Raw genomic sequence first — 22,116 nt, forward strand, 5'->3', positions numbered from 1 at the left:
AAAGACTCAGAATGGTGGTATGTATGTCACCCGTTATCGTTTCAAGGCCGATTCATAGGTTTGAATCCAGTCTGCAACGGACATTTTCTCGCAAAGTTCCCCAATCAGCTTATAGGGGATCCGATCCAGTTTCTTAAATCGGATACAGCTTTTACCCATATCCAGTTTGCCGGCGTCTGATGCGGCGTACCCGGCCTTGAAATATTCCATCAGGGCCGCATCGGCGTACAAGCCCATATGGTACAGGGCCACAAAGTTTTTTTGGGAAGCAATGCTGATAAAAGGCAACGGCAGTTTAGGGTTGCAATGGTAACCCGCCGGGTATCGCGAATGGGGAACCACATACCCGAGCATTCCATAGTTCATGGTTTCTTCGAAACCGTCCGGCAAGTGCTCCGTTATGACCTGCCTGAGTTTTTGAATGGCTGCCTTACGGTCTTCCGGGAGTTGGTCTAAGTACTCTTGTGGGGTCTTGGCGTCCGATGTCATAGGATTGGGGTTCAGGATGGCAGGTCCGAAGTCTTACGCCTCAGGATGAGGGCCGAAAGCAGGGTTATCACCACACCAATAATCAGGACCGTAACAGCCATAAGGATGAAATTCATGAGCGGACTGGCAAAGAGGGCCTTTTGCGCCTCTAGTTCTTCCTTGCGCTGCAGGAATTCGCTTTCCGGCAGGGTGGCCTGCAATTCGGAGAGGACATTCTGGTAATAGGTTTCCATAAAATCCGGGTTTAACCACACCACATAAATCACGTCGAGCAGACCGAAGGCAAGGGCGGTTATCAGGCTAATCCCCAAACCAATGCGGATGCCCTGGCCCAGGGTGAGTGCCCCGTTGTTGAACTGGTCGCGGAAATGGCGGATCCCGAAGTATACCAGGGAAAGGGCCACCACCATGGAGGCATAGCCGATTACTTCCTGGATTCCCATATCCAAGTCGTTCAGGGCAAACCAGGAAATCAGGAAGAGCACACAAATGGTAAGGGCTCCGTAGCCGCCGTATTTGAGGATGGTTTGTTTCATAATCGTCGGTTTAGGGTTTTTCCAAACTTCGCCATTTAATGGGGAGCGGAGGTCATACTAAAGTACCAATCCAACAAAAAAAAGCGACTTCAGAAGGGCGAAGCAATCAGGTTCAGGGCCCGGGCTTTGCCCACAAGCTGGGTGCGTCGCTTCACATCCAGCTTGGCCAGCAGGTTGGAAACATGCGTCTTTACCGTACTTTCCGATATAAAAAGCGCCTCCCCGATTTCCCGGTTAGACATGCCTTGGCAAACGGCAGTAAGCACCTCGAGTTCCCGGTTGCTCAGCCCCAGCTGTTCCTTCTTTCGGATATCCGGCCCAAGTGTCGGGGCCGGCTTTTTACCCGAACGGGTAAGGGCCATCCCCAGGATCAGGAACAAAGCGGCCACCCCGGCAAGGAGCCATTCGATTCGGAGCAGATGGCCCAGGTAGGCCATCCGGCTGAGCCGGAGCAGGATGAGGATCGCCAGGATCAGCGCCGAGAAGACCCAAATGGTACGCCACATGGTCTTAAGTTAAGAAAAATGCGCCTGAATTTTATCGGCCACGACCTGTGCCAGTTTTTCCTTGCTTTCCACGGTCCACCCGGCCACATGCGGGGTAAGCAGGACATTGGGGGCTTCTATGAGGTGTTTTAGGGGTGCAGGCATCTGCGAGGCGGAAAAGAGGGATTCAAAGGAGGCTTTTTCATATTCCAGCACATCCAGCCCGGCCCCCAGCACCTTGCCCGATTTCAGGGCGGCTACCAGGTCTTCGGTTCGAACGCATTTCCCCCTGGCGGTATTCAACAACCAGAAGGGCTTTTTAAAAGCCTCTATAAAGGAAGTGCAAACCATACCCATGGTCTGTGGGGTCTGGGGCACGTGCAGGCTTACAACGTCCGACTTTTGCTGGAATTCCAGGATGCCGACCTGCCGGGCGTTTTTATCGCCAACCCCTCCAACAATGTCGTAGCAGATCACCTCCACGTCGAACCCTGCCAGTTTCCGGGCAAAGGCCTTTCCCATATTACCATAGCCTATAATGCCGATGGTTTTTCCATCGAGCTCCCACCCCCGGTTTGCTTCCCTGCGCCAGAGGCCGCTGCGCACTTCGGTATCTGCGGTATGGAGTTTATTAAGCAGGGCCAGGAGCATCCCGAGGGTGTGTTCGCCAACGGCATTGCGGTTGCCTTCAGGGGCTGCCGCCAGGAAGATGCCCTTGTCCCGCGCATATTCCGTATCGATGTTTTCCAGCCCGGCCCCAACCCTGCCGATGAATTTCAGGCGGGGTGCAGCATCGAGGAACTCCCGGTCTATGGGGATCCGGCTACGGAGGATAAGCCCTTCGTATTGGTCAAGGGTGGTTAGGATGGCTTCTTTCGGGCTGGTATAGTCGTGGTGGTTTTCATACCCGAGGGCTTCCAGCCTCTGGGCTAGTACCGGGTGGTTTTCGTCCAGGTGTAGTACGGTCATGGGTCTCAGATTTCCGGATAGTGGGTTTGGGTCCGTTCACTTTGCACGTTTCCGGTATGTGCCGTGGTGAGGGGCTCAAATAACAGGAGGTGCACTTCTTCACCCCCCCGGGTCTCCGGGCAGTGTTCCACCCCTTTGGGCACCACGATTAGCTCCCCTTCCCGAACGGTTTCGGTGCGGTCCCGGAAGCGCATATACAGGGTCCCTTTCAAAACCTGGAAGAGTTCATCCTCTTCCGCGTGGGCATGCCAGAGGAAGGTTCCGCTTACCTTGGCCAGCAAGACCTGCATCTGGTTTACCGTCGCAATGCGGCGGAGGTGCCAGTGGTCCGAAAACCGCAGGAGTTTTTCTTTGGGGTTGATGGGTTTCACAAGCCGTCTTTTTGGGTTTCGGGTTGGCCGGGGGCGTCGTAACGGAAAACATCGGGGCGGGTGTAATGGCCATTGGGGTCGAAATCGAGTTTGTGGGCCACGGTCTGTTCCAGGTCCAGGGTTGCCATAAGGATACCAGCTTCCCCAAAGAGGGGCCCTTCCAGGATGTCCCCCGAGGGAGACACAATTACACTTCCGCCCGTGCTGAAATCTTCCCCGGAATCTCGCAACTGGTCCCGGTAGTGTTCCGGGTAGGTGGCAGCAGAGGTGACCTGGTTGCAGCCCAGTACAAAGCACCTGCCTTCCAGGGCGATATGCTGCATGGTAGCCGTCCACCCAGGGCGGGCGTCGGCCGTTGGCGCCAGGTAGATCTGCACCCCCTTCCGGTACATGGCCTGACGGGCCAGCGGCATATAATTTTCCCAACAGATAAGCCCCCCGATGCGGCCCAGGGGTGTCTCATACGTGAGCAGCCCCGAGGCGTCTCCCTCGGCCCAGACCAGGCGCTCGGTGCCCGTGGGTTTGATTTTCCGGTGGGACCCCAGAAAGCCGGAAGTAGGCGAGAAATACCAGAGCGAGCAATAAAGGCTCCCATGGGCTTGGTCTTTCTCCGTTACTCCGATGGCCAGGTAGAGGCCATGCTCCCGGGCTACCTTTTCCAGGAACGCCTTTTCCGGTCCCGAAGCGTCGAGGCTGTTGCGGTGGTATTCAGCATACTGTGCGCGCCCTTCCGGGGTGCGGCTCCCAATCCTGGCCCCGAAGGAGAATCCCCTCGGGTACCCGGGAATAAAAGATTCGGGAAACAGCACCAGGCGGCAACCCATAGCAGCGCAGCGGCCGCTGATTTCGGCCACTTGCTCCAGCCCGGCTTCCCTGTCGAAGAAGGCGGGGGATTCCTGTACGACGCCAACGGTTACTTTCATGGTATGGTTGCTAGTTGTTCCGGTTTGCCACGAGGGCAATAATGGGAAGGTAAATTACCCCAAAAGAAGCTAAATCCCAAGCACCAGGCGGGCAATCCAAAAGTAGATCAGGATGCCGAAGATATCGTTGCTGGTGGTAATAAAGGGACCTGTTGCAATGGCAGGGTCTATCCCCCGTTTGTGCAGGAAAAGCGGGATAAAGGTGCCCACGATCCCCGCTACCACAATGACCACGATCAGGGATATAGAAATAGCCAGGGCGGACGGGAAGCTCCCTTGCCAGGCCCAGGTAAACAGCAGCAATACCGCTGCCAGGATAAGGCCGTTCAGGGTAGCAAGGAGCATTTCCTTGACCAGGCGGTTGGCAATACTGCCCTTTAAATCGTCATTGGCAAGGCCCTGCACAATGATGGCGCTGGACTGCACCCCCACGTTTCCGGCCATAGCCGCGATAAGGGGTGTAAAAAAGAACAAAACGGCATGGCGGGAAATCAGGGCCTCAAAACCGCCCATAATAGCGGCCGCACCAACTCCGCCAATGAGCCCCAAAAAGAGCCAGGGCAGGCGTGCCCGGGTGAGCTCCCAAATACTGTCGTCCGCTTCCACGTCCTGGGAAATACCCGCTGCCAGCTGGTAATCCTTATCGGCTTCTTCCCGGATCACGTCTACAATGTCGTCGATGGTAATACGGCCTACGAGCCGTCCGATTTCGTCCACCACCGGAATGGCCTCCAAATCGTATTTGGACATAATCTTGGCTACCTCTTCGGGCTTCTCATTCACATTGACCGAATCCACTTTGGGGATATAAACGTCTTTGATGGCCGAACGCGTGGAGGCAGTAAGCAAATCCTTGAGCGACAGCCGTCCTTTGAGGCGGCCTTCGTCGTCCACCACGTAGATGGAGTGTACCCGGGTAACGTTTTCCGCCTGTTGCCGCATTTCCTTTACGCAGGTCAGGACGCTCCAGTTTTCATTTACCTTGACCAACTCCTTGGCCATAAGTCCCCCGGCGGAATTCTCGTCGTAGCGCAACAGGTCTACGATATCCTTGGCGTGTTCCCGGTCTGAGATTTCGGAAATAACTTCCTGGATGATCTCCTTGGGGAGTTCTGCCACGATATCGGCCGCATCGTCGGTGTCCAGGGCTTCCAGCTCCCCTGCGATCTCTTTGGAAGAGAGGTTTTTCAGGATGCCTTCCCGGATGTCCTCGTCTACCTCGGTAAGGACGTCGGAGGTTTTGTCGCTGTCCAGCAGCTTGATCAGGTAGGTGGCCTGTTCATTGCTGAGTTCATTGATGATCTCGGCTACATCGGCATAGTGCACCTCTTCCATCATGGAATGCAACTCGGCATTCTGACGGTTCTCGATCAGCTCCCGGATGGTCTCCAGCAGCTCGTCGGTAAGCTTAAACGGTGTCATGCGATAGATGCTTTGACAGTGCGATGAATTCGGAAACGGAAAGCTGTTCCGGGCGTCGGTCAAAGATAGCATCTTCTTTGATAAAATCGGGTAAAGCCAAGCTTTTTAAGCTGTTGCGCAGGGTTTTGCGGCGCTGGTTGAAGGCTGTCTTCACCACCAGCTTCAGGTCCCTGTAATCCCAGTCGGGGGCTGCTTCCAGGCGGTGAAGGTGCAGTACGCCCGAGGAGACCTTGGGAGGGGGGTCGAAGACATCCGGGGGAACGGTAAAACAGTATGCTGCCTTGTAGTAGGCCTGGATGAGGACCGAGAGGATCCCATAGGTTTTGGACCCCGGCCCGGCACATACCCGCTCGGCCACTTCTTTCTGGAACATCCCGCTGAATTCTGGGATCCTATCCCGGTAATCCAGCAACTTAAAGAGGATCTGGGAGGAAATATTGTAGGGGAAATTGCCGGTAATGGCAAAAGACCTGCCCTCAAAAACCTCCTGCAGATCCAGGCGCAGGAAGTCGGCCTCCAGTACCTCAAACCCCTGGTAAAGCAGCCCTCTTGACGCCTGCAGGGGCGTAAAGACATCCCGGAGGAAGCGGGCCGATTCCGCATCCAGTTCCACAGCCACAAGGTGGATGGGTTTTTCCAGCAGGAAAGCGGTCAGGACGCCGGTACCTGGTCCTATTTCCAACAGGCAGTTTGTTTCGGCGAGCTCCAGGGTATCGGCTATGCGTGCGGCTACGGACGCATCGGTGAGGAAGTGCTGGCCGAGGTGCTTTTTGGCGCGGACCCCGGTTTCCCGTTGTACGGACCCCTTGGAACCCTTGCTCTTTGCCTGTCTTTTTTTCCGTTTCATGTGCCTTTCTTCTCTGGGTTTGCGGCCAGGTAGACCCAGGCCTTCTTTCCGGAAGCCAGGGGCAGGACCTCCCGGACGTACAGGGCGGTTTCATAGGCGTCGGCCCGTTCCAGGTCTTCCGGAGAAACTTCCAGCCGCAGTCCGGGTACGCTGCAGTCCTTTTCATGGCATGGCCGGACTTCGGGGTAGCGACCTGCCACGGAAGCCTCCAGTTTTCGATACCCGGGAAGGGTATCCGGCTGTCCTGGGGCCTGGTGCCCGAATACCCAATGTCTCAGGGCGTCATCCAGCAGGGTGCCGTAGACGAACAGGAAGGGGCTGGCATGCTCCATCAGTGTTCGCTGAGGATTTCGAGTTCGGTTCGGAAGGCCAAGCACTTGTCCCCGAAACGTTCCACTCCATCGGCCCGAAGCCTCGGGGCATCCTCCTGGTAATACGCCATAAGTGCCTCACGGCTTTGGGCTTTGTACTGGACGGCAAAGGTGGTGCCGCCGGTCTCCTCGGCCACAACCACCCGGCATACCCGTGCATCGGAGAACTTCCCCGTTGCCAGCATCTCGGGAATATGGATTTCCCGGAGCCATTGCAGCCAGGCTTCCCGGATGGAGTCTTCCACATTAATGGTCACGTTGTAAATGTACATATGGGCTGGAGGGGTTTAAAGTTCTTCAAGGGTATCGCCCCGAAGGATCCGGAATTGCCTCCGGGCCAAAGGGAAATAATAACTGTCCTGGTGGGAATAAATGATCTCCCGGTAATGTTCCATAGCCTGGGCCGGGTCATCCAGGTGCTTGCGGTATACTTCGGCCAAGGCATAATGTGCGTCGTCGGCCAGGATTCCGTCCCCATAAAAGGCGATGATTTTGCGGTAGCTCATCAGGGCCTCCTGAAAGGCTCCCTTTTCCTCCAGCATCTGGCCATGGCGCAGCAGGGCCTCATCCTCAATGCGCTCCCCTTTGTGTTGGTCCAGGATGTCCTCCAGCACCTCCAGGGCTTCCTCCTTCTTGTTCTGATAGGCCAGCAGGTCTGCCCGGGCATATTTCCTGAGTGCCACCTGGGTGGAATCCTCAAAGGTGTTGTCCGAAATGGTGAGGCTCAGTTGCATGGCATCGTTGGCAATGAGCTGGGAGGTTGAATTCCGGAGCACTTTGAGTTGGGTAAGGGCCCAGTCGAAGTCGCCTTTGTAAAAACTGGTCTGGGCAACCTTGTAGCGGGCCTCCTGCCCCATGACATCATTTTTCAGCAGCTTCTGGACCTGGGAAAATAAAACCAGGGCCTCATTAAAGCGCTGTTCCAGGACCAGGATATCCCCAAGGTTCAGTTTGAGGTACCCCTGGGTGTAATTCGGCAAGGGAAGTTCCAGGCTGTTTTTTAAAAGGGCTATGGCTGTATCGGTATCGCCCAGGCGGAAGGCCAGGAATTTGGCATAAGCCACCTGAAGTTGCAGGGTGTTGGAGGCAAACCCATACTGGTCTACCAGTTCCTGGTAAGCCCTGCGGACCTTTTGTAGGTCTGCTTCAGGGTCTTTAATGAGCCCGATATCGATCAGGTGCAGGCGGGCATTTAGGGTCTGTACCGGGTCCTCACTTTCCTTAACCACATATTCGAAAGCCGCCTGGGCGGCATCCAGCGCCCCCTGGTCCTCGGCAATGCGGCCCAGGCCGGCGATGCGTTCCAGCCCCTCCAGACCTTCCCTGAGGTAAATGGCCTTTTCCTGGTTCAGGGCTGCCGCGTAGGCCCCCTGCTGGAGGAAGAGCCAACTGAGTAACTCATTCCAGAGCGTGTCCGGGTTTTGTTGCGCCCGCCTCAGCAGTACCCGCCTCAGCAAGACGTTGTTCTGGGCCTCGGGGTCGGTGGAGATAAACGCCTCCCAAACGCGCAACACGTTCGGCTTGGCGGAAGGGCGGATGGAAAGCAGGTCGGCATAGGCTTCGAACATGGCTTCCACCTGCCCCTGCTCCCCATAGATGCGCGCAATCTGGAAATTGAAGTCCAGTTCCGGGTTTCGTTCCATGGCGGCTCTGTAGGCCTGCAGGGCATAATCCAACAGGGAATACCGCTGGAATTTATTCCCGATCCCATATCCCAGGCTGGGGTTTTCATCGATGGTTTCCAGGGCCCGCGCATACCACTGTTCAGCCCTTTCGGGTTCCCCTTTCAGGAGGTAGGTATAGCCCAGGTCAATAAACAGGGTGGGGTAGGCCTGGCCTGCCTCCAGGGTGGTTTCCAAATACCCAATCGCCTTTTCGAACTGCTCCAGCTGTTGGTAGCACTGGATCATGCGTTCGGTGTAATCCGTTCGCCTGGGGTTTTCCGAAACCAGTTTTTCGTAAAAGACCAGGGCTTTGTCGAAATCCCCGTCTTCGAAGTACTGCTTGGCCAAAAAGTCTTCCTGCCCCCAAAGGAGCGGGCAGGCCAGCAGGAAGAGGCATGTTACGAGGGTTTTCACAGCAGTGCTTTTCACAAAGATACGAAGTTGCTGCGCCCGTTTGGCCTGTGGTGGCGGCCTATTTAGGAATCGATCCGGTCGAACCCGGTATAGGGGACCAGTACCTCCGGGATGCGGATGCCTGTTTCGTCCTGGTAGTTTTCCAGGATGCCGGCCAATACGCGCGGCAGGGCCAGGGCACTGCCGTTGAGGGTGTGGGCCAGTTGGGGCTTGTCATTTCCTTCCCGGTAGCGCAGCTTCAGGCGGTTGGCCTGGAAGGCTTCGAAATTCGATACCGAGCTCACCTCCAGCCAGCGTTCCTGGGCGGCAGACCAGACCTCAAAATCGTAGGTAAGGGCCGAGGTAAAACCCAAATCGCCCCCGCAGAGGCGCAGGATGCGGTAGGGCAGTTGCAGGGCTTCCAGCAGGCCCTTCACGTGGGCCACCATGGTTTCCAGGGCCTTGTAAGAGGCCTCTGGGTGCTCCACGCGCACAATTTCCACCTTGTCGAACTGGTGCAGGCGGTTAAGGCCGCGCACATGGGCGCCGTAACTGCCGGCCTCTCGACGGAAGCACGGGGAATAGGCGGTATAGCATACCGGGAGTTGGTCCGCACTCAGGATCACATCCCGGAACAGGTTGGTTACCGGGACCTCCGCAGTGGGGATGAGGTAGAGCCCGTCTACCTGTACTTCGTACATCTGCCCTTCCTTATCCGGGAGCTGCCCGGTGCCGTAGCCGGAGTCCGCATTTACCAGGTGGGGTACCTGGACTTCGGTATATCCGGCAGCGGTGTTGCGGTCCAGGAAAAACTGGATAAGCGCCCGTTGGAGCCTGGCCCCCTTTCCTTTGTAAACTGGGAACCCGGCCCCGGTGACCTTTACCCCGAGTTCAAAGTCTATCAGGTCGTGTTTCCCGGCCAATTCCCAGTGGGGGAGGGCGCCTTCCGGCAGCACCGGTTTGGTGCCGCCCTGCCCCACTACCTCATTGTCTGTTTCGTCCTGCCCGGCGGGAACGCTTTGGTGAGGGACGTTGGGCAGCTGATACAGGGCTTCCTGCAAGGCTTCCGCAGCCTGGTTAAGGGCTTCCCCCAGGGTTTTGGAGCGTTCCTTCAACCTTCCGGATTCCTCCTTCAATTCCTGCGCCTGGGCCGCTTTCCCTGTTTTGAAAAGTTCCCCGATTTCCTTCGATTTCCGGTTGGCTTCCGCCAGGGTTTCGTCGAGTTCGGCCTGCAGTTTGCGGCGCTCCCGGTCTAGCTCCAGGATTTCGCCGAGCATGGGACCGGCGTCCAGGCCTCGTTTGGCAAGCGCCTGCGCAATGCGTTCGGATTCGTCCCGTAAAAGCTGAAGTGGCAACATAGGTCCTTGTTAAGACTGCAAATTTAAGGCGAAAATGCCGAATCCGCCAGCCGGGAATGGGGTGCGTTTTGCTATTCCTCCCAGGGTGCCGGCAAGATCCACGGGCTGGGTCTGAAGGGGTCCCAGGGAATCGAGGCCAGGTCGGTTTCAGGGTCTACAAAAGGGTGGAAAGGCCGGGTGTTGATCCGGACCTGTCCGCGGGCATAGACGGCAACCTCCCGCCTCTGTTCCCGGTAGTGTTGTTTCAGGTATTGCGCAAATTGCCAGATAAAATCCGGGTAGGCCATTACCTTATGGATCTGGCTAGGCGTGAGGTGTTCTTTAAGATTGATTTCCCGGCTCCATTTGGTGGATTTGTCTACCACCCGGAACCTGATGGCCCCCTGTCTGGAGCGCAGCATCATCCGCCAGCTCAGGCGGTGGCCTTCTTCGGTCCACAACACATCCCCGGGGATAAAATGGTGTCGCAGTGGGAGGGTCAGTTGTACCCCCAGGTAGAGAGCCATAGCTGCTGTGGCCCACCTGTGGTACCCTGGCAATACAGGTGCATTCTTAACCACCGCCTCCCGCCCCCTCAAAAAGCGTTTTCTAATGGTCTGCCCCGGATAAAAAAACAGGATAAAGGCCAGGGAGAGGTAGGGAAAAATCCCGATCTGCAGGACAATGGAATTAAAGAGGTGGAAGAATACCGAGGCTGCCAGGGCGAAATTCCGGGTGGGGCGCCACAACAGGGCCGGAACCACCAGCAGGTCGAAAACAATCCCGAACCCCCCTATGGCCTGGTGTGCCCAGGACTCCTGGAGCAAGGGGCCAATAACGGGGTACCCCGCCCGGGATTGCATCAACAACCCGATAAAGCTGAAGTCCAGCCAGTCGGTGTAGAGCTTGGCCAGGGCGGCGTAGGTATAGACAATGCCCAGTTGGCCTATCACCAGCCACTTCACCCAGGCCGGCATGGTATCCGAGCGCCAGGTGGGATTTCGCCGCACATCGAGGGAAAGATTTCGGTGTGCCGGCATGAAGCACATCAGGGCACAGATCAGTACCAGCAGGTAATAGTGGTTGTTGTAGGCGGTCTTTTGCATGAGGTAAACCGCCGTCCACATGATCGTAAAAGCGGCCATGCTAAACCGGTACCGGTACCCTGCCATAACGGCCAGCCCCAACAGGCCCATTACCACGAAGTACACATACATCCAGGGGTGGGGCAGGGGTTGCAGCCACTCAAAGCCGATGAAGGAAAAGGTGAATTCGGGCTCCACCAGGTTGCGACGCACCCACCCGGTAGCGATGGCCCCAAAGGTTTCCAGGCTTAGCAACAGCCCGAAACAGATGCGGAAAACCACCAGGGGGCTGTTGTCTATGCGGGAATAGAGGAAGTCGCGGATCATGGCCTGCGGATGGCTGCCCGGGCTGCGGCCTCGTCGCGGGTGAGTTGCTCCCGCAGGGCATCCAGGGATTCGAACTTGCGTTCCTCCCGGAGCCGGGTGATGAGGTTTACCCGTATTTCCTTGTCGTAGAGGTCCTCTTCGAGGTCGAAGAAGTGGATCTCGATATGCCGTCCGCTACCTTCCACGGTTGGGTTGGTGCCGATGTTCATCATCCCGTAAACCTGTCGTCCCGACAAGGTGCTGCTCACCGTGTATACCCCATTTGCGGGGATCAGTTTATAGGTAGCCCCAACCTGGAGGTTGGCTGTTGGGAAGCCCAGGGTGCGCCCCAGCTGTTTCCCCGGCTTTACAATTCCAGAAAGCATGTAGGGGTAGCCCAGGTAGGCGTTGGCGGTTTCCAGGTCCCCTGTTTCCAGGGCGTTGCGAATCTTAGTAGAACTTACCGAAACATCCCTGATTTCCTGGGCAGGGATTTCCTCCACCTCAAAATCGTAGAGGTTTCCGAAGGCGATCAGGTCCTGAATGCTCGCCGTGCGGTTGCGCCCGAAGCGGTGGTCGTACCCGATGATGACCTTGCGGGCCTTGAGGGTGTCCACCAGGACATCCCGCACAAAATCGGTGGCCGTAAGTCGTGAAAAGGACGCCGTAAAGGGGTGGATCACCAGGCAGTCCAGGCCCATGGCTGCCAGGATATCCGATTTTTCCTCTATGGTATTGAGCAGCCTGATATCGCTGTCCTTTTGCAGAACCATCCGCGGGTGCGGGAAAAATGTGAGGAGGGTAGACTGTAAATCCGCACCGGAGGCGCTGGCCTGCAGGCGTTCCAGGATGGTCCGGTGCCCGATGTGGACCCCATCGAAGGTTCCGATGGTAACCACGCTGGGCCGTATGCTGTCGTAATGGGAAAGGCCTCGAACGGTTAACACGGAATCAAAATAATAAAAAAGCTTATTTTAGGTGGTCAAATCTTCCTGGATGTCGACAAAATTACGTCTGTTTCTCACAATAGCCGCATTCTTCCTCTCCTTTTCTTCCCAGGCCCAGCAAATACCTGATTTCTGGCAGCAGGACCGGGAGGGAGGTCCGGTGCGTTCTGCCTCCGGGGCGGTCCTAAGCCTTGCACAGACAGGTGTTTTCCGCCTGGAGGAAGCCCCTGTGCGGGAGGCCCTGCGCCCCCTGCAAACCGGGGAGCGCGCCGAGGTAGTCCTGTATTTTCCCGAACGCGGAGGCGGGAGGATGGCCTACCGGGTGGTGGAGCGCCCGGTTATGGCGCCGCAGTTGCAGGAGCGGTATCCTGAAATCCGGTCCTACCTGGGGGTCTCGGTAACGGACCCCTCCCGGCGGATTCGCTTCAGTATGTCCCCTGATGGGTTCCAGGCGATGGTCCGCGATGGGGAGCGAACCGTGTTTATCGAGAAGGTGCCGGATACCCCAAACCGGTATGCCCTCTTTTCCGACCAGGACAAGGAGGTCGTCCCCTCTGCCTGGAAGTGTACTACCGAGGCCCTGGCGGCAAAGGCGCCGGCTCCGGAAACAACCGCGGCCAAGCTGGCCGACGATCAGCTGCTGCGAACCTACCGTTTGGCCGTAGCGGCCTCTGGTGAGTATACGGACTACCACGGGGGTACCGTGGCCGAGGCCCTTGCGGCCATCAATGCCACCCTTACCCGGATCAACGAAGTTTTTGAGCGCGACCTGGCTATTCGCATGGAGCTAATTTCCACTACGGACCAGGTTATCTTTACCGATCCATCCACGGATCCCTTTGGGGGAAACCTCAGTGCGGAGGTTCAGAATACACTCGATACGCGTATTGGACCTGCGGCCTACGATATCGGCCACCTCTTCCATCAGGGGGGCGAGGCCGGCAATGCCGGTTCTATAGGGGCGGTTTGCGTGGATGGCCGTAAAGGCAGTGCCTATGCCGCAACCCCAACCCCCGAAGGCGACCGGTTCGACCTGGACTTTGTAGCCCACGAAATGGGACACCAGTTCGGGGCCAACCACACCTGGTCCTTCGATACCGAGGGCACCGGGGTACAGGCTGAACCTGCCAGTGGGACCACCATCATGGGCTATGCCGGGATCGTCCCCGGAGATAACGTAGCGCTCAATGGAGACGATTATTTCCACTATTACAGTGTTCAGCAGATAGGTAGTTATGTGGCCGGGGCCTCCTGTGGTTCCCAGACGGCCCTTACCAATGTGCCCCCTGTGGTTACCCCCCAGCCCGACTATCTGATCCCGCAGGGTACCGCCTTTGTGCTAGAAGCCGCGGCCACAGACCCGGATGTAACCAATGTCCTTACCTATGCATGGGAACAAATAGACAATGGGGTGGTAACTACAGGCACCTTTGGGCCGGAAAACCCTGCAGGAGCCAATTTCAGGTCCCTGCCCCCAAGCCTCTCACCAAGGAGGTACTTCCCGGCGCTCCAACAGGTGGCAGCCGGTGACCTGACCCAGACCAACCCCTCTACCGGGTCTGCCTGGGAAACCCTGTCGGAGGTGGAACGGGACTTCAACTTTGCAGTAACCGTCCGGGACAATGCCCCCGGTGGTGGCCAGACCGGGGCAGATCTGGTAAAAGTTTCGGTTCTGGCGGCAGCCGGACCGTTTCGGGTAGTATCCCAGCAAAGTGCACAAACCTACGCTGCTGGCAGTATCCAGTCTGTGACCTGGGATGTGGCCGGGACACGGGATGGCCCCATCAATGCGCAGCAGGTAGATATATTCCTGTCCCTGGATGGGGGCCAGAGCTTTACCATACCCCTGGTTTCCGGGGTGCCCAACAGCGGAAGCGCACAGGTGCAGCTCCCGGGCAATGCCACCACCCAGGGGCGGTTGATGGTAAAGGCAACGAACAATATCTTTTTTGCTGTTAACGCAGCGGATTTTACGATTACCGAAGCGCCCTTTGTGCTCGAGGCGGCGAAGTTGGAGGCTGCTTCCTGCCAGCCTTCGGATGCCGTCTTTAGCTTTAATTACCAGAGTTTTTCCGGTTTTGCGGAAACCGTGGACCTTTCGATTGCAAACCTGCCAGCGGGTCTTACCGCCGTGTTTACTCCGGCCCAGGTCCAGGCGAGCGATACGCCCGTAACCCTGACCCTGTCCGGTACCGCAGGGGTAGCACCTGGTACCTATACCCTCGCCCTGGAGGCCACGGCACCCGGCAGCAGTTTCGGCCTGCCTTTGGAGTTGCAGCTCGCTGCAGGAACCCTGCCCGCACCTTCCTTGCTGCTTCCAACCGACGGGTCAACCGGGGTAAGTTACCGTCCGCAATTGCAGTGGACGGCACCCTCAGGAGCCGATTCATATGAGATACAACTGGCCACAGACCCCGGGTTCAGCACCATTTTCTTTGAAGGGGAAGTATACGAACCCCGCTACGTGCCGGATGCTCTGGATGCCGATACAGTGTATTACTGGAGGGTGAAGGTCATCAATGCCTGTGGGGAAGGGGCCTTCGGGTCGGCATTTACGTTCAGGACTATTTCCACCGAATGCAGGACCCTCGCCGCCCAGGGCTTACCTGCGGTGATATCGACCACAGGAACCCCAACGGTAACATCCTCGGTCACCTTTGCCGATAACCTCGTGGTTTCCGATGCCCGTGTTATCCTGGATATCGACCACAGCTACCTCTCCGATTTGGTGGTGACTTTGCGTTCCCCAGCCGGGACGGAAATCACCCTTTTTGCCAATTCCTGTGCAGAGGCCAATGACGTGAACGCCACCTTTCAACAGGACGCCCCCCCATACCTGTGTGGGAACAACCCCGCCATCTCCGGAGTAGTCCGGCCCCTGGGGTCCCTGAACTCCTTTGCCGGGGAGAGTAGTTTCGGGGAGTGGGTGCTCACTATCCGGGATACCGCCCCTGCAGACGGCGGGCAGCTCAACGGGTTCAGTCTGGAGCTTTGCGTTGAAGGCGCATTCCGCCCGGATGCCGATGGGGATGGCGTTTTCGACGACGGGGATGACCTCTGCCCGGGTACCCCCCCGGGAGTGCCGGTAGATACGAATGGTTGCCAGGTTTACCGTTTCGCCCAGGACCAGTTCCAGGTGGAACTGAACTCGGAAAGCTGTATCGGGCAGGCAGACGGATCGGTGAATGTCACCGCCTCCGAAGCCCTGGCATACACCTATACCCTTACGGGCCCGGGGGTAAACCAGACAGCTGCCTTTTCGACGGATTTCAGTTTCGGAGGCCTGGCACAGGGGACCTATGCGCTCTGTATTGGTGCCACAGATGGCAGTATCGTATACGAGCAACAGTGTTTTGATGTAAATATTACAAGCCCTGACCCCTTAAGCGTGGTTACCGACCTCTCCGCCGACGGCACCCGCCTGCGCCTGCAGGTGGATGGGGCTCCCTTGTACCGGATAGAATGGAACGGTACGGTGCAGGAGGTGGTTTCGGGGTCCTACGAGTTTGCGATGGAAAGCGGTGGCAATGCGCTCAAGGTGGAAGCCCTCCCGGCGTGCAAGGGCAGCTACGAGGAATCCTTCTTTTATTCCGACCAGACCCTTGCGGCTCCAAACCCGTTTTCCGGTTACCTGCAGGTTTTTGCACCGGACCCGCAGCAGGCGCTACGATTGGAATTGTTCAACGCTTCCGGGGTGCTCGTCCTCTCCCGCGTACTGCCTGCAGGAGGCCAGACAAGGCAAGCCTACCTACCGCCCCTACCCTCCGGATTATACCTGGTACGCCTGCGTCAGGGCAACCAGGTGCAAACCCTTAAAATGTTCAGGCAATGAAAGTAAGGCTGGTTATACTGGTGGTAGCAATTATCGTATGGGGGTGCGGGAGCGACGACGGCCCAAAGGTGCCCGGGCAGGTAGTGCTTCAATTCCCGGACAATAATTCGCTCTGCATCACCGGTGTTCCTGTTACCCCCCAAACCAGCGAAGTGGTATTCAACTGGCAAGTGGCCAGCAATGCCGCCACCTACGAATTAACCGTCTCCCGGATGGGTTCCGGGCTGGTGGAACGAATCATTACCAGTGGCGTCAGTGCGCCCGTGGTAATAGACAGGGGGGCGCCCTATTCCTGGAGCGTAACCGCCCGGAATTCCAATGGTGACCCGGGTCCTGCAAGCAATACCTGGCAATTTTTTAACGCGGGTTCCGAACAAGACTATCCACCCTTTCCGGCTCAACTTGAGCTGCCGGTCTCCGGGAGCACAGTTGCCGCTAACGGGAATGGGGAAGTTACGCTGCAATGGAGTGGGGCCGATGCCGATGGTGACCTGTCCACTTTCGAGATCTACCTGGGAACGGATGCAGGAAACCTGAGCCTGCTGACAACGGTCGTAGCGGGGACCACTTCCGTTAGTGCTCCTGTTACGGGAGGCGGTACCGTGTACTACTGGGAAGTGCGGTCCCTGGACGCCCAGGGGAATGCCTCTCTTTCGGGTACGGGTTCCTTCCGGGTCCTGTAACTCAGGTGCCGTTAAACTGATTCATGGTGAGGGAAGCCCCGGCCAGGACAAAAGACCGGATGAGTTCCGAACTGCGTTCCAGGCGAGGGGGCAGGGCCTCTTCCTCTTCCCCGGACCACTGACCCAGCACATAGTCTACCTGCCTGCCTTTGCTGAACTCGGAACCGATGCCGAAGCGGAATCGCGGATATTGGGTGGTGCCCAGGACCTCCTGTATGTCCTTGAGTCCGTTATGACCGCCGTCACTCCCTTTGGTTTTGAGCCGGAGCGTCCCAAAGGGGAGGTTCAGGTCGTCCGTTACAACCAGCAGGTTGGATACCGGGATTTTTTCTTTCTCCAGCCAGTATTTCACGGCCTTGCCGCTGCGGTTCATATAGGTAGAAGGTTTCAGGCAGCAAACCTGGCGGCCCTTGATCCGGAAGGTCGCAATATCGCCCAGACGGTCTGTTTGGAAGTCGGCCTCAAGGGAACGGGCCAGGTGGTCCAGCACCTTAAACCCGATATTGTGACGGGTGTTCTCGTATTCCGGCCCGATATTGCCCAGGCCGGCTATCAGGAATTTCTTCATAGGGTCCGATTCGTCCAGCCTTCCGGCCTTACGTTTGAAAAATGGGAACCAGCGCCACACAGCGGATGTTTTCCCAAAAATACAAAAAGCACCCCGGGAAGGGGTGCTTTCTATAGGTATAGAAGGATTCCTTATTCGTTGGATTCCGCTGCAGGGGCTTCGGCTCCTTCGGCAGCAGCTTCTGCTCCTTCTTCTGTTTCTTCCTCGTCGTCCTCAACGTCTGCGATGGCCGTACGGGAAGTTTTCACCTGTACGATTACAGTGTTGTCCGGGTGGAGGATGGTAAAGTCATCGCTCTTCACGCTTTCCACGGCGATGTTATCACCAATGCGAAGCTTGGAGATATCCACGTTAAAGAAATCCGGCAGGTTGGCCGGAAGGGCGCGGATAGCGAGCTTGCGCTTGCGGAAAAGCAGGCGGCCACCGTTGCGGACACCGGGAGAATTCCCCTCCAGGCGTACCGGGATGTCCATGGTCACCGGCTTGTCTTCGAAGAGCTGGTAAAAATCCACGTGCAGGATGCTGTCCGTTACCGGGTGGAACTGGATGTCCTGCATTACGGCGGTTACTTTCTCTCCGTTTTCGAGCTCAATTACCACAGTATGCGCATTGGGAGTGTACACCAGGTCTTTGAACGACATTTCATCTGCTGAAAAGTGCAATGGCGATTCCCCCCCGTATACTACGCAAGGGACCTTTCCAGCATTACGTAGGGCCTTGGTCGACTTCTTGCCCACGCTTTCTCTTTCTGATCCTTTGATTGTAATTGATTTCATTATAATGGTTTAAATAAATCCTACATTAAAAATTTCGATGCGATGGAGGTGTTATGGTGTACCCTGTGCATCACATCTGCAAACAGGTCGGCACAACTCAGCACATGTACTTTGTCGCTCTGCTGGCGAACCGGGATGGAGTCGGTGATGATGAGCTCCTCCAAACGGGATTTCTCAATCCGGTCGAAGGCGCTGCCCGACAGCAATCCATGGGTCGTAATGGCCCTGACGCTGCGCGCGCCGCGTTCCATCATCAGGTCGGCAGCCTTGGTCAGGGTACCGGCTGTATCTACCATATCGTCTACCAGCACCACATTGCGGTCTTCCACCTCCCCGATAAGCTCCATATGCTCAATCACGTTAGCCTTGGCGCGCTGCTTGTAGCAGATCACCACATCGCTCCCCAGTGCCTTGGAGTAGGCGTATGCCCGCTTGGAACCGCCCATGTCCGGAGAGGCGATGGTCAGGTTCTCCAACTTCATTTTTTTCAGGTGGGGCAGGAAGAGGGTGGAGGCAAACAGGTGGTCCACCGGCTTCTCGAAGAAGCCCTGGATCTGGTCTGCGTGGAGGTCCATAGTGATAATCCGCGTTGCCCCGGCTGTTTCCAGCATCTTGGCTACCAATTTGGCGGCAATGGGAACGCGTGGCTTGTCCTTCCGGTCCTGGCGGGCCCAGCCAAAGTATGGCATTACGGCTGTGATGTGGCGGGCAGAGGCCCTTTTGGCAGCATCCAGCATCAACAACATCTCCATGAGGTTCTCCGGCCCGGGGTGGGTAGATCCGATGATAAAGATCCGGGCCCCGCGGATAGACTCCTCAAAAGAAGGCTGGAACTCCCCGTCGCTGTACCGGGAAAAAATCACCTTGCCCAGGTCTGCCCCATAGGCTTTGGCAATTTTTTTGCCCAGCTCCTGGCTTTGGGTGCAGGCAAAAATTTTGGGTTCCGGAACGGTGTACGACATCGGTGCTGGTTTGCGGGCCTAACTCCCTGACCCGAAAGGAGGTGCAAATTTACACATTTATTTCAGTTGCTAAAGCAGAATTCGGGCATTTTTAAAGTGCGCCAAGGAAATATTTTTTTAGCTTTGCATCCCTCCAATTGCCTCGGTGGCGGAATTGGTAGACGCGCTGGATTCAAAATCCAGTGGTAGCAATACCGTGTGGGTTCGATTCCCACCCGAGGTACGGAAAAACCCTGTAAACGTATTGATTTACAGGGTTTTGTGTTTTTCGAGTGACGGTAAAGTGACGGTTTTATCCCTTTTTCTTGCGCTGAATTGACACGTTTTGAGGCCAAATTGTATTTACCGTTTATAGCTGCCTTTATTCGTCTTTTTCAAGACCTAAATACCATTTCCAGATACCGTTTCGGGACAGAATTCTTAAACAGACCATTCCACCCTGTTGATAACTCCTTTTTGAGCCGAACCGCCCCCATTTTTTTATTGCCAAATGACCTTTTTTGCAATCAAACAAAAACCCTAAAATTCAATTTGGAATTGTTTGTTTGATTTTGGATTAGTGCCATTTTCTGTGGATAAAAAAGAGGCCTGCCCGGTTAAGGGGGCTAGCCTCTTTTTTATCTTCTTAATCAGAATTCTATCCAAACAGACAAAAGCGCTTTTGTTCATTGAATAGTCACTTAAAAACCTATTTAAATGGACACCACTACTATCCTGGATCGACTGGACCGGATTGAACAGTTATTGTCGTTTCAAAAGGAGGTGCTCTCCTTTGAAGAAGCCTGTGCATACACAGGATTTTCCCGCAGCTATTTATATAAGCTAACGGCATCAGGGGATATACCCCATTCCAAACCCAAGGGGAAGCTGATCTACTTTGAACGCGCCAAACTGAATGTCTGGTTGCTCCAAAACCCGATTAGGGGTCAATTTGAGATTGAAGAGGAAGCCTTACGACATGCATTCAAGCTTCAAAAATGAAATACTGGCCGATAAATCCAAAGGATCATTTCCTTCGTTTGAGTAGGAATTTCAAGATGTGTCATTGTCATGACAAATCTTGCTTTTGCTCCCGGAGGTCGCAAAAGGGAAAAGCGAAATGAAACGAGAATTTATTCAATTCCGGTGTTCGGTATACGAGAAGAAACTGCTGAAGGTAAAAGCCCGAAAGAGCGGATTAACCTTAAGCGAGTATTGCCGCAGGGCGGCTACTGAAGACCGGATTATTGAACGCCTATCTGAGGAACAAATTGAAGCCTATAAAATGCTGGTGAAGTACGAAAACAATTTCAAACGGATTGGCAATATGTTCCGGCAGCGAAATCCCAAATTGTCGGAGGAAGTATCAGCCTTAGCAGATGAAATCCGGAATCACCTACTCAATTTCAGAAAATGATTGGCAAAGGAAAATCCATTGCCCATACCCAGGCCTCCATGGCTTATGGGATGAAGCAGGGGAAACAATCGGAAATCGTCTTTAAGCAATACTTGGCCGGGGAAACTCCCCAGGAGATTGCCGAGGAATTCCGGCTGGTACAGCATCAGAATGACCGATGCGCCAAGAATACCCTGAGTTTTGTCTTGAGTCCGACGATTGAAGACGGCAAGAATTTGCAGGCTAAGCAACTTCAAGAGATTGTCAAGCGCTTTATAGATGAAATGAAGTTACAAGAACGGCAGGCCATTGCCTTTGTACACCGTAACCGGGAGCACACCCATATTCATTTGTATGTGAACCGGATTGACTTTACAGGGCAGGCTTATAAAGACAACTATGTCGGGAAGCGCAGCCAGCAGGCAGCTGAGAAGGTGGCCAAAGAAATGGGGCTTACCACTGTGAAGGAGATACAACAAGAAAGGCTAATTGAATTGCAGAAGGTTCGGGCTGAAATAAAACGCATCCACGATAGGGTAGTCATGGAATCCCGGCCTAAATCTTTCGAACAGTATATCGAAAAAATGCACAAGCATCAGATCGAAGTAAAACCCTACATCAATAAACAAGGACAACTTCAGGGCTTACGATTTTCCTATCAGGGTCAGGAATTGAAAGGAAGTGCCGTACACCGCTCCCTTTCGATGGGGAACATCGCACAGGGTTTGTCTTGGGATCGGGCTGCTGCTCAAAAAGTAGCCGTGGAAAAGTCAATTACCCTGGCAGGCAAAACATTGCCACTTGCTCCCAATCTAGCCGTTTCGATTGCTAAGAAGGTGTTGAAACTAAGTATAAAGCAGGTACGGGGTATTGGGATAGAAATATAATGGGCTATGGCAAAACTTGATGAAATTGCAGAATTACTCACTGAGGAGATTCACAGCTTTGAGCAGACCGTGAGAAAATTGGAAATCCTTCAAAAAAGCCTGGAGGACTACAAGTTGGAACCCGATACCTCTCTGGTTAACCAAATGCTGCATAATTACCACGAAAAACAGAAACTACGTCAGCAAATACTCCATGAATTGGTTTCAGCGATTAAAAAGTCCATCGAGAAATCCCAAATGATTCCTGGTTGGCGGATAAAATTGTTTTGGACCTTTGGTTTTCTGAATCTACTGGGCTGGGGAATAACAATTATTTTATTTCTGAAAACTTAAAAAGCAAAAAGCAGGTCGCGCCCTATTTCGATTTTACTAGCGCTTATCTATCCGAACGCTTTAAAATCGAAACAGGAACCACGCGCGAAAGTTGGGGTAAGGATTTGGGTATTGAAAAGGATCGAATTGACTTTGCAATTTGGTTGCAAGTCTAATTTCTTATTTTTGTCGTGTGAAATGGGCATCCATCATATTAACGGTGTATTTTTTATGCCTCAATGCGCTTCCTTGCAATGATGCCAGGATAGTAATCGAAGGAGATCATACCACCTTTTCGATCGATCTGTCAGCCGATCACAGTTTGGCATGTGAACTTTGCTCACCGTTCTGCCAGTGCCATTGCTGTCACGTTCACATAATTCACTTTGATATTGCTAACTTCGAACCACTTCAAGCGACAATTTCACAGGATAACTTTGCCCACTTCGAAAGGATCGGCAAGGATAATACCTTTTCTATATTCCAGCCCCCACAGGTTTAATTCAGTTTTACAGGATAGCTATATCCAGTTTTGAGGTTTTCAACTATTGAAAACCTCGAAGGTACGTTTGCACT

General features: G+C 55.0%; 24 protein-coding genes and 1 tRNA gene. 8 read left to right on the forward strand and 17 right to left on the reverse strand.

Annotated features, from left to right (window positions below; all coding sequences use genetic code 11):
• Positions 1–33: 33 nt before the first annotated feature.
• The 14 genes from CA832_RS04170 to CA832_RS04235 form a co-directional block, all read right to left on the reverse strand.
• Positions 34–489 (reverse strand): DUF1801 domain-containing protein, encoded by a 456-nt coding sequence (locus CA832_RS04170; RefSeq protein WP_088340286.1) that lies wholly within the window; start codon positions 487–489, stop codon positions 34–36.
• An 11-nt stretch (positions 490–500) separates the two neighbouring features.
• Entirely contained in the window at positions 501–1,025 is a 525-nt protein-coding gene (locus CA832_RS04175) for a DUF4199 domain-containing protein (protein WP_088340287.1), read from the reverse strand.
• 89 nt (positions 1,026–1,114) lie between these two features.
• The gene (locus CA832_RS15280; RefSeq protein ID WP_088340288.1) at positions 1,115–1,531 is read right to left on the reverse strand and encodes a response regulator transcription factor; all 417 of its coding nucleotides are present in this window, start codon (positions 1,529–1,531) and stop codon (positions 1,115–1,117) included.
• Between the two features lie 9 nt (positions 1,532–1,540).
• Positions 1,541–2,479 (reverse strand): 2-hydroxyacid dehydrogenase, encoded by a 939-nt coding sequence (locus CA832_RS04185; protein WP_088340289.1) that lies wholly within the window; start codon positions 2,477–2,479, stop codon positions 1,541–1,543.
• Between the two features lie 5 nt (positions 2,480–2,484).
• A complete protein-coding gene (locus CA832_RS04190) occupies positions 2,485–2,850 on the reverse strand; it encodes a cupin domain-containing protein (protein ID WP_088340290.1) in 366 nt (121 codons plus the stop codon).
• Positions 2,847–3,773 (reverse strand): carbon-nitrogen hydrolase family protein, encoded by a 927-nt coding sequence (locus CA832_RS04195; RefSeq protein WP_088340750.1) that lies wholly within the window; start codon positions 3,771–3,773, stop codon positions 2,847–2,849. The genes CA832_RS04190 and CA832_RS04195 overlap by 4 nt, the downstream gene beginning before the upstream one ends.
• Positions 3,774–3,842: 69 nt before the next feature.
• Complete coding sequence (mgtE, locus tag CA832_RS04200; RefSeq protein WP_088340291.1) at positions 3,843–5,195, reverse strand: magnesium transporter; 1,353 nt, start codon at positions 5,193–5,195, stop codon at positions 3,843–3,845.
• Positions 5,182–6,042 carry a 16S rRNA (adenine(1518)-N(6)/adenine(1519)-N(6))-dimethyltransferase RsmA gene (rsmA, locus tag CA832_RS04205; RefSeq protein ID WP_088340292.1) on the reverse strand — a complete coding sequence of 287 codons (861 nt, stop codon included), beginning with the start codon at positions 6,040–6,042 and terminating at the stop codon, positions 5,182–5,184. Before rsmA ends, mgtE begins: the two co-directional genes overlap by 14 nt.
• Positions 6,039–6,374 carry a gamma-glutamylcyclotransferase family protein gene (locus CA832_RS04210; protein ID WP_088340293.1) on the reverse strand — a complete coding sequence of 112 codons (336 nt, stop codon included), beginning with the start codon at positions 6,372–6,374 and terminating at the stop codon, positions 6,039–6,041. Before CA832_RS04210 ends, rsmA begins: the two co-directional genes overlap by 4 nt.
• On the reverse strand, positions 6,374–6,685 hold the full coding sequence (locus CA832_RS04215) for a DUF4286 family protein (RefSeq protein ID WP_088340294.1): 312 nt from the start codon (positions 6,683–6,685) through the stop codon (positions 6,374–6,376). Before CA832_RS04215 ends, CA832_RS04210 begins: the two co-directional genes overlap by 1 nt.
• Before the next feature lie 15 nt (positions 6,686–6,700).
• Positions 6,701–8,491: a tetratricopeptide repeat protein gene (locus tag CA832_RS04220; protein ID WP_088340295.1), complete on the reverse strand. Its 1,791-nt coding sequence runs from the start codon at positions 8,489–8,491 to the stop codon at positions 6,701–6,703.
• 62 nt (positions 8,492–8,553) lie between these two features.
• The gene (gene serS / locus CA832_RS04225) at positions 8,554–9,828 is read right to left on the reverse strand and encodes a serine--tRNA ligase (protein WP_088340296.1); all 1,275 of its coding nucleotides are present in this window, start codon (positions 9,826–9,828) and stop codon (positions 8,554–8,556) included.
• Between the two features lie 71 nt (positions 9,829–9,899).
• Positions 9,900–11,219 (reverse strand): HTTM domain-containing protein, encoded by a 1,320-nt coding sequence (locus tag CA832_RS04230; protein WP_088340297.1) that lies wholly within the window; start codon positions 11,217–11,219, stop codon positions 9,900–9,902.
• Entirely contained in the window at positions 11,216–12,145 is a 930-nt protein-coding gene (locus tag CA832_RS04235; RefSeq protein ID WP_088340298.1) for a bifunctional riboflavin kinase/FAD synthetase, read from the reverse strand. The genes CA832_RS04230 and CA832_RS04235 overlap by 4 nt, the downstream gene beginning before the upstream one ends.
• Before the next feature lie 49 nt (positions 12,146–12,194).
• On the opposite strand from CA832_RS04235, the gene CA832_RS04240 reads away from it, so the two are divergent.
• Together CA832_RS04240 and CA832_RS04245 are read left to right on the forward strand one after the other, a co-directional pair.
• Complete coding sequence (locus CA832_RS04240) at positions 12,195–15,977, forward strand: reprolysin-like metallopeptidase (RefSeq protein ID WP_088340299.1); 3,783 nt, start codon at positions 12,195–12,197, stop codon at positions 15,975–15,977.
• A complete protein-coding gene (locus CA832_RS04245; protein ID WP_088340300.1) occupies positions 15,974–16,660 on the forward strand; it encodes a hypothetical protein in 687 nt (228 codons plus the stop codon). The genes CA832_RS04240 and CA832_RS04245 overlap by 4 nt, the downstream gene beginning before the upstream one ends.
• A 1-nt stretch (position 16,661) precedes the next feature.
• Here the strand turns inward: CA832_RS04245 and pth are convergent, their stop codons facing one another.
• The 3 genes from pth to CA832_RS04260 form a co-directional block, all read right to left on the reverse strand.
• On the reverse strand, positions 16,662–17,228 hold the full coding sequence (gene pth, locus CA832_RS04250; RefSeq protein ID WP_088340751.1) for an aminoacyl-tRNA hydrolase: 567 nt from the start codon (positions 17,226–17,228) through the stop codon (positions 16,662–16,664).
• 131 nt (positions 17,229–17,359) lie between these two features.
• Positions 17,360–18,004 carry a 50S ribosomal protein L25/general stress protein Ctc gene (locus tag CA832_RS04255; RefSeq protein WP_088340301.1) on the reverse strand — a complete coding sequence of 215 codons (645 nt, stop codon included), beginning with the start codon at positions 18,002–18,004 and terminating at the stop codon, positions 17,360–17,362.
• Positions 18,005–18,024: 20 nt separating this feature from the next.
• The gene (locus CA832_RS04260; protein WP_088340302.1) at positions 18,025–18,966 is read right to left on the reverse strand and encodes a ribose-phosphate pyrophosphokinase; all 942 of its coding nucleotides are present in this window, start codon (positions 18,964–18,966) and stop codon (positions 18,025–18,027) included.
• 139 nt (positions 18,967–19,105) lie between these two features.
• On the opposite strand from CA832_RS04260, the gene CA832_RS04265 reads away from it, so the two are divergent.
• The 6 genes from CA832_RS04265 (at position 19,106) to CA832_RS15285 (ending at position 22,042) form a co-directional block, all read left to right on the forward strand.
• Positions 19,106–19,189, forward strand: a tRNA-Leu gene (locus tag CA832_RS04265).
• 473 nt (positions 19,190–19,662) lie between these two features.
• Positions 19,663–19,947 carry a helix-turn-helix domain-containing protein gene (locus CA832_RS04270; RefSeq protein WP_088340303.1) on the forward strand — a complete coding sequence of 95 codons (285 nt, stop codon included), beginning with the start codon at positions 19,663–19,665 and terminating at the stop codon, positions 19,945–19,947.
• 118 nt (positions 19,948–20,065) lie between these two features.
• Positions 20,066–20,362: a mobilization protein MbpA gene (mbpA, locus tag CA832_RS04275; RefSeq protein ID WP_088340304.1), complete on the forward strand. Its 297-nt coding sequence runs from the start codon at positions 20,066–20,068 to the stop codon at positions 20,360–20,362.
• On the forward strand, positions 20,359–21,228 hold the full coding sequence (locus tag CA832_RS04280; RefSeq protein WP_088340305.1) for a relaxase/mobilization nuclease domain-containing protein: 870 nt from the start codon (positions 20,359–20,361) through the stop codon (positions 21,226–21,228). Before mbpA ends, CA832_RS04280 begins: the two co-directional genes overlap by 4 nt.
• A 6-nt stretch (positions 21,229–21,234) precedes the next feature.
• Positions 21,235–21,561 carry a DUF6730 family protein gene (locus CA832_RS04285; RefSeq protein WP_088340306.1) on the forward strand — a complete coding sequence of 109 codons (327 nt, stop codon included), beginning with the start codon at positions 21,235–21,237 and terminating at the stop codon, positions 21,559–21,561.
• A 172-nt stretch (positions 21,562–21,733) separates the two neighbouring features.
• Complete coding sequence (locus tag CA832_RS15285; RefSeq protein ID WP_088340307.1) at positions 21,734–22,042, forward strand: DUF6660 family protein; 309 nt, start codon at positions 21,734–21,736, stop codon at positions 22,040–22,042.
• Positions 22,043–22,116: the final 74 nt, after the last annotated feature.

Origin of the sequence: Robiginitalea sediminis (assembly GCF_002198115.1) — a bacterium.
Taxonomy (GTDB): Bacteria; Bacteroidota; Bacteroidia; order Flavobacteriales; family Flavobacteriaceae; genus Robiginitalea; species Robiginitalea sediminis.

What these genes read in the sequence shown, in the direction of transcription:
- CA832_RS04170 (WP_088340286.1), bottom strand. Translation starts at nt 489, where the DNA reads ATGACATCGGACGCCAAGACCCCACAAGAGTACTTAGACCAACTCCCG.
- CA832_RS04175 (WP_088340287.1), bottom strand. Translation starts at nt 1,025, where the DNA reads ATGAAACAAACCATCCTCAAATACGGCGGCTACGGAGCCCTTACCATT.
- CA832_RS15280 (WP_088340288.1), bottom strand. Translation starts at nt 1,531, where the DNA reads ATGTGGCGTACCATTTGGGTCTTCTCGGCGCTGATCCTGGCGATCCTC.
- CA832_RS04185 (WP_088340289.1), bottom strand. Translation starts at nt 2,479, where the DNA reads ATGACCGTACTACACCTGGACGAAAACCACCCGGTACTAGCCCAGAGG.
- CA832_RS04195 (WP_088340750.1), bottom strand. Translation starts at nt 3,773, where the DNA reads ATGAAAGTAACCGTTGGCGTCGTACAGGAATCCCCCGCCTTCTTCGAC.
- mgtE (WP_088340291.1), bottom strand. Translation starts at nt 5,195, where the DNA reads ATGACACCGTTTAAGCTTACCGACGAGCTGCTGGAGACCATCCGGGAG.
- rsmA (WP_088340292.1), bottom strand. Translation starts at nt 6,042, where the DNA reads ATGAAACGGAAAAAAAGACAGGCAAAGAGCAAGGGTTCCAAGGGGTCC.
- CA832_RS04210 (WP_088340293.1), bottom strand. Translation starts at nt 6,374, where the DNA reads ATGGAGCATGCCAGCCCCTTCCTGTTCGTCTACGGCACCCTGCTGGAT.
- CA832_RS04215 (WP_088340294.1), bottom strand. Translation starts at nt 6,685, where the DNA reads ATGTACATTTACAACGTGACCATTAATGTGGAAGACTCCATCCGGGAA.
- serS (WP_088340296.1), bottom strand. Translation starts at nt 9,828, where the DNA reads ATGTTGCCACTTCAGCTTTTACGGGACGAATCCGAACGCATTGCGCAG.
- CA832_RS04230 (WP_088340297.1), bottom strand. Translation starts at nt 11,219, where the DNA reads ATGATCCGCGACTTCCTCTATTCCCGCATAGACAACAGCCCCCTGGTG.
- CA832_RS04240 (WP_088340299.1), top strand. Translation starts at nt 12,195, where the DNA reads ATGTCGACAAAATTACGTCTGTTTCTCACAATAGCCGCATTCTTCCTC.
- CA832_RS04245 (WP_088340300.1), top strand. Translation starts at nt 15,974, where the DNA reads ATGAAAGTAAGGCTGGTTATACTGGTGGTAGCAATTATCGTATGGGGG.
- pth (WP_088340751.1), bottom strand. Translation starts at nt 17,228, where the DNA reads ATGAAGAAATTCCTGATAGCCGGCCTGGGCAATATCGGGCCGGAATAC.
- CA832_RS04255 (WP_088340301.1), bottom strand. Translation starts at nt 18,004, where the DNA reads ATGAAATCAATTACAATCAAAGGATCAGAAAGAGAAAGCGTGGGCAAG.
- CA832_RS04260 (WP_088340302.1), bottom strand. Translation starts at nt 18,966, where the DNA reads ATGTCGTACACCGTTCCGGAACCCAAAATTTTTGCCTGCACCCAAAGC.
- CA832_RS04270 (WP_088340303.1), top strand. Translation starts at nt 19,663, where the DNA reads ATGGACACCACTACTATCCTGGATCGACTGGACCGGATTGAACAGTTA.
- mbpA (WP_088340304.1), top strand. Translation starts at nt 20,066, where the DNA reads ATGAAACGAGAATTTATTCAATTCCGGTGTTCGGTATACGAGAAGAAA.
- CA832_RS04280 (WP_088340305.1), top strand. Translation starts at nt 20,359, where the DNA reads ATGATTGGCAAAGGAAAATCCATTGCCCATACCCAGGCCTCCATGGCT.
- CA832_RS04285 (WP_088340306.1), top strand. Translation starts at nt 21,235, where the DNA reads ATGGCAAAACTTGATGAAATTGCAGAATTACTCACTGAGGAGATTCAC.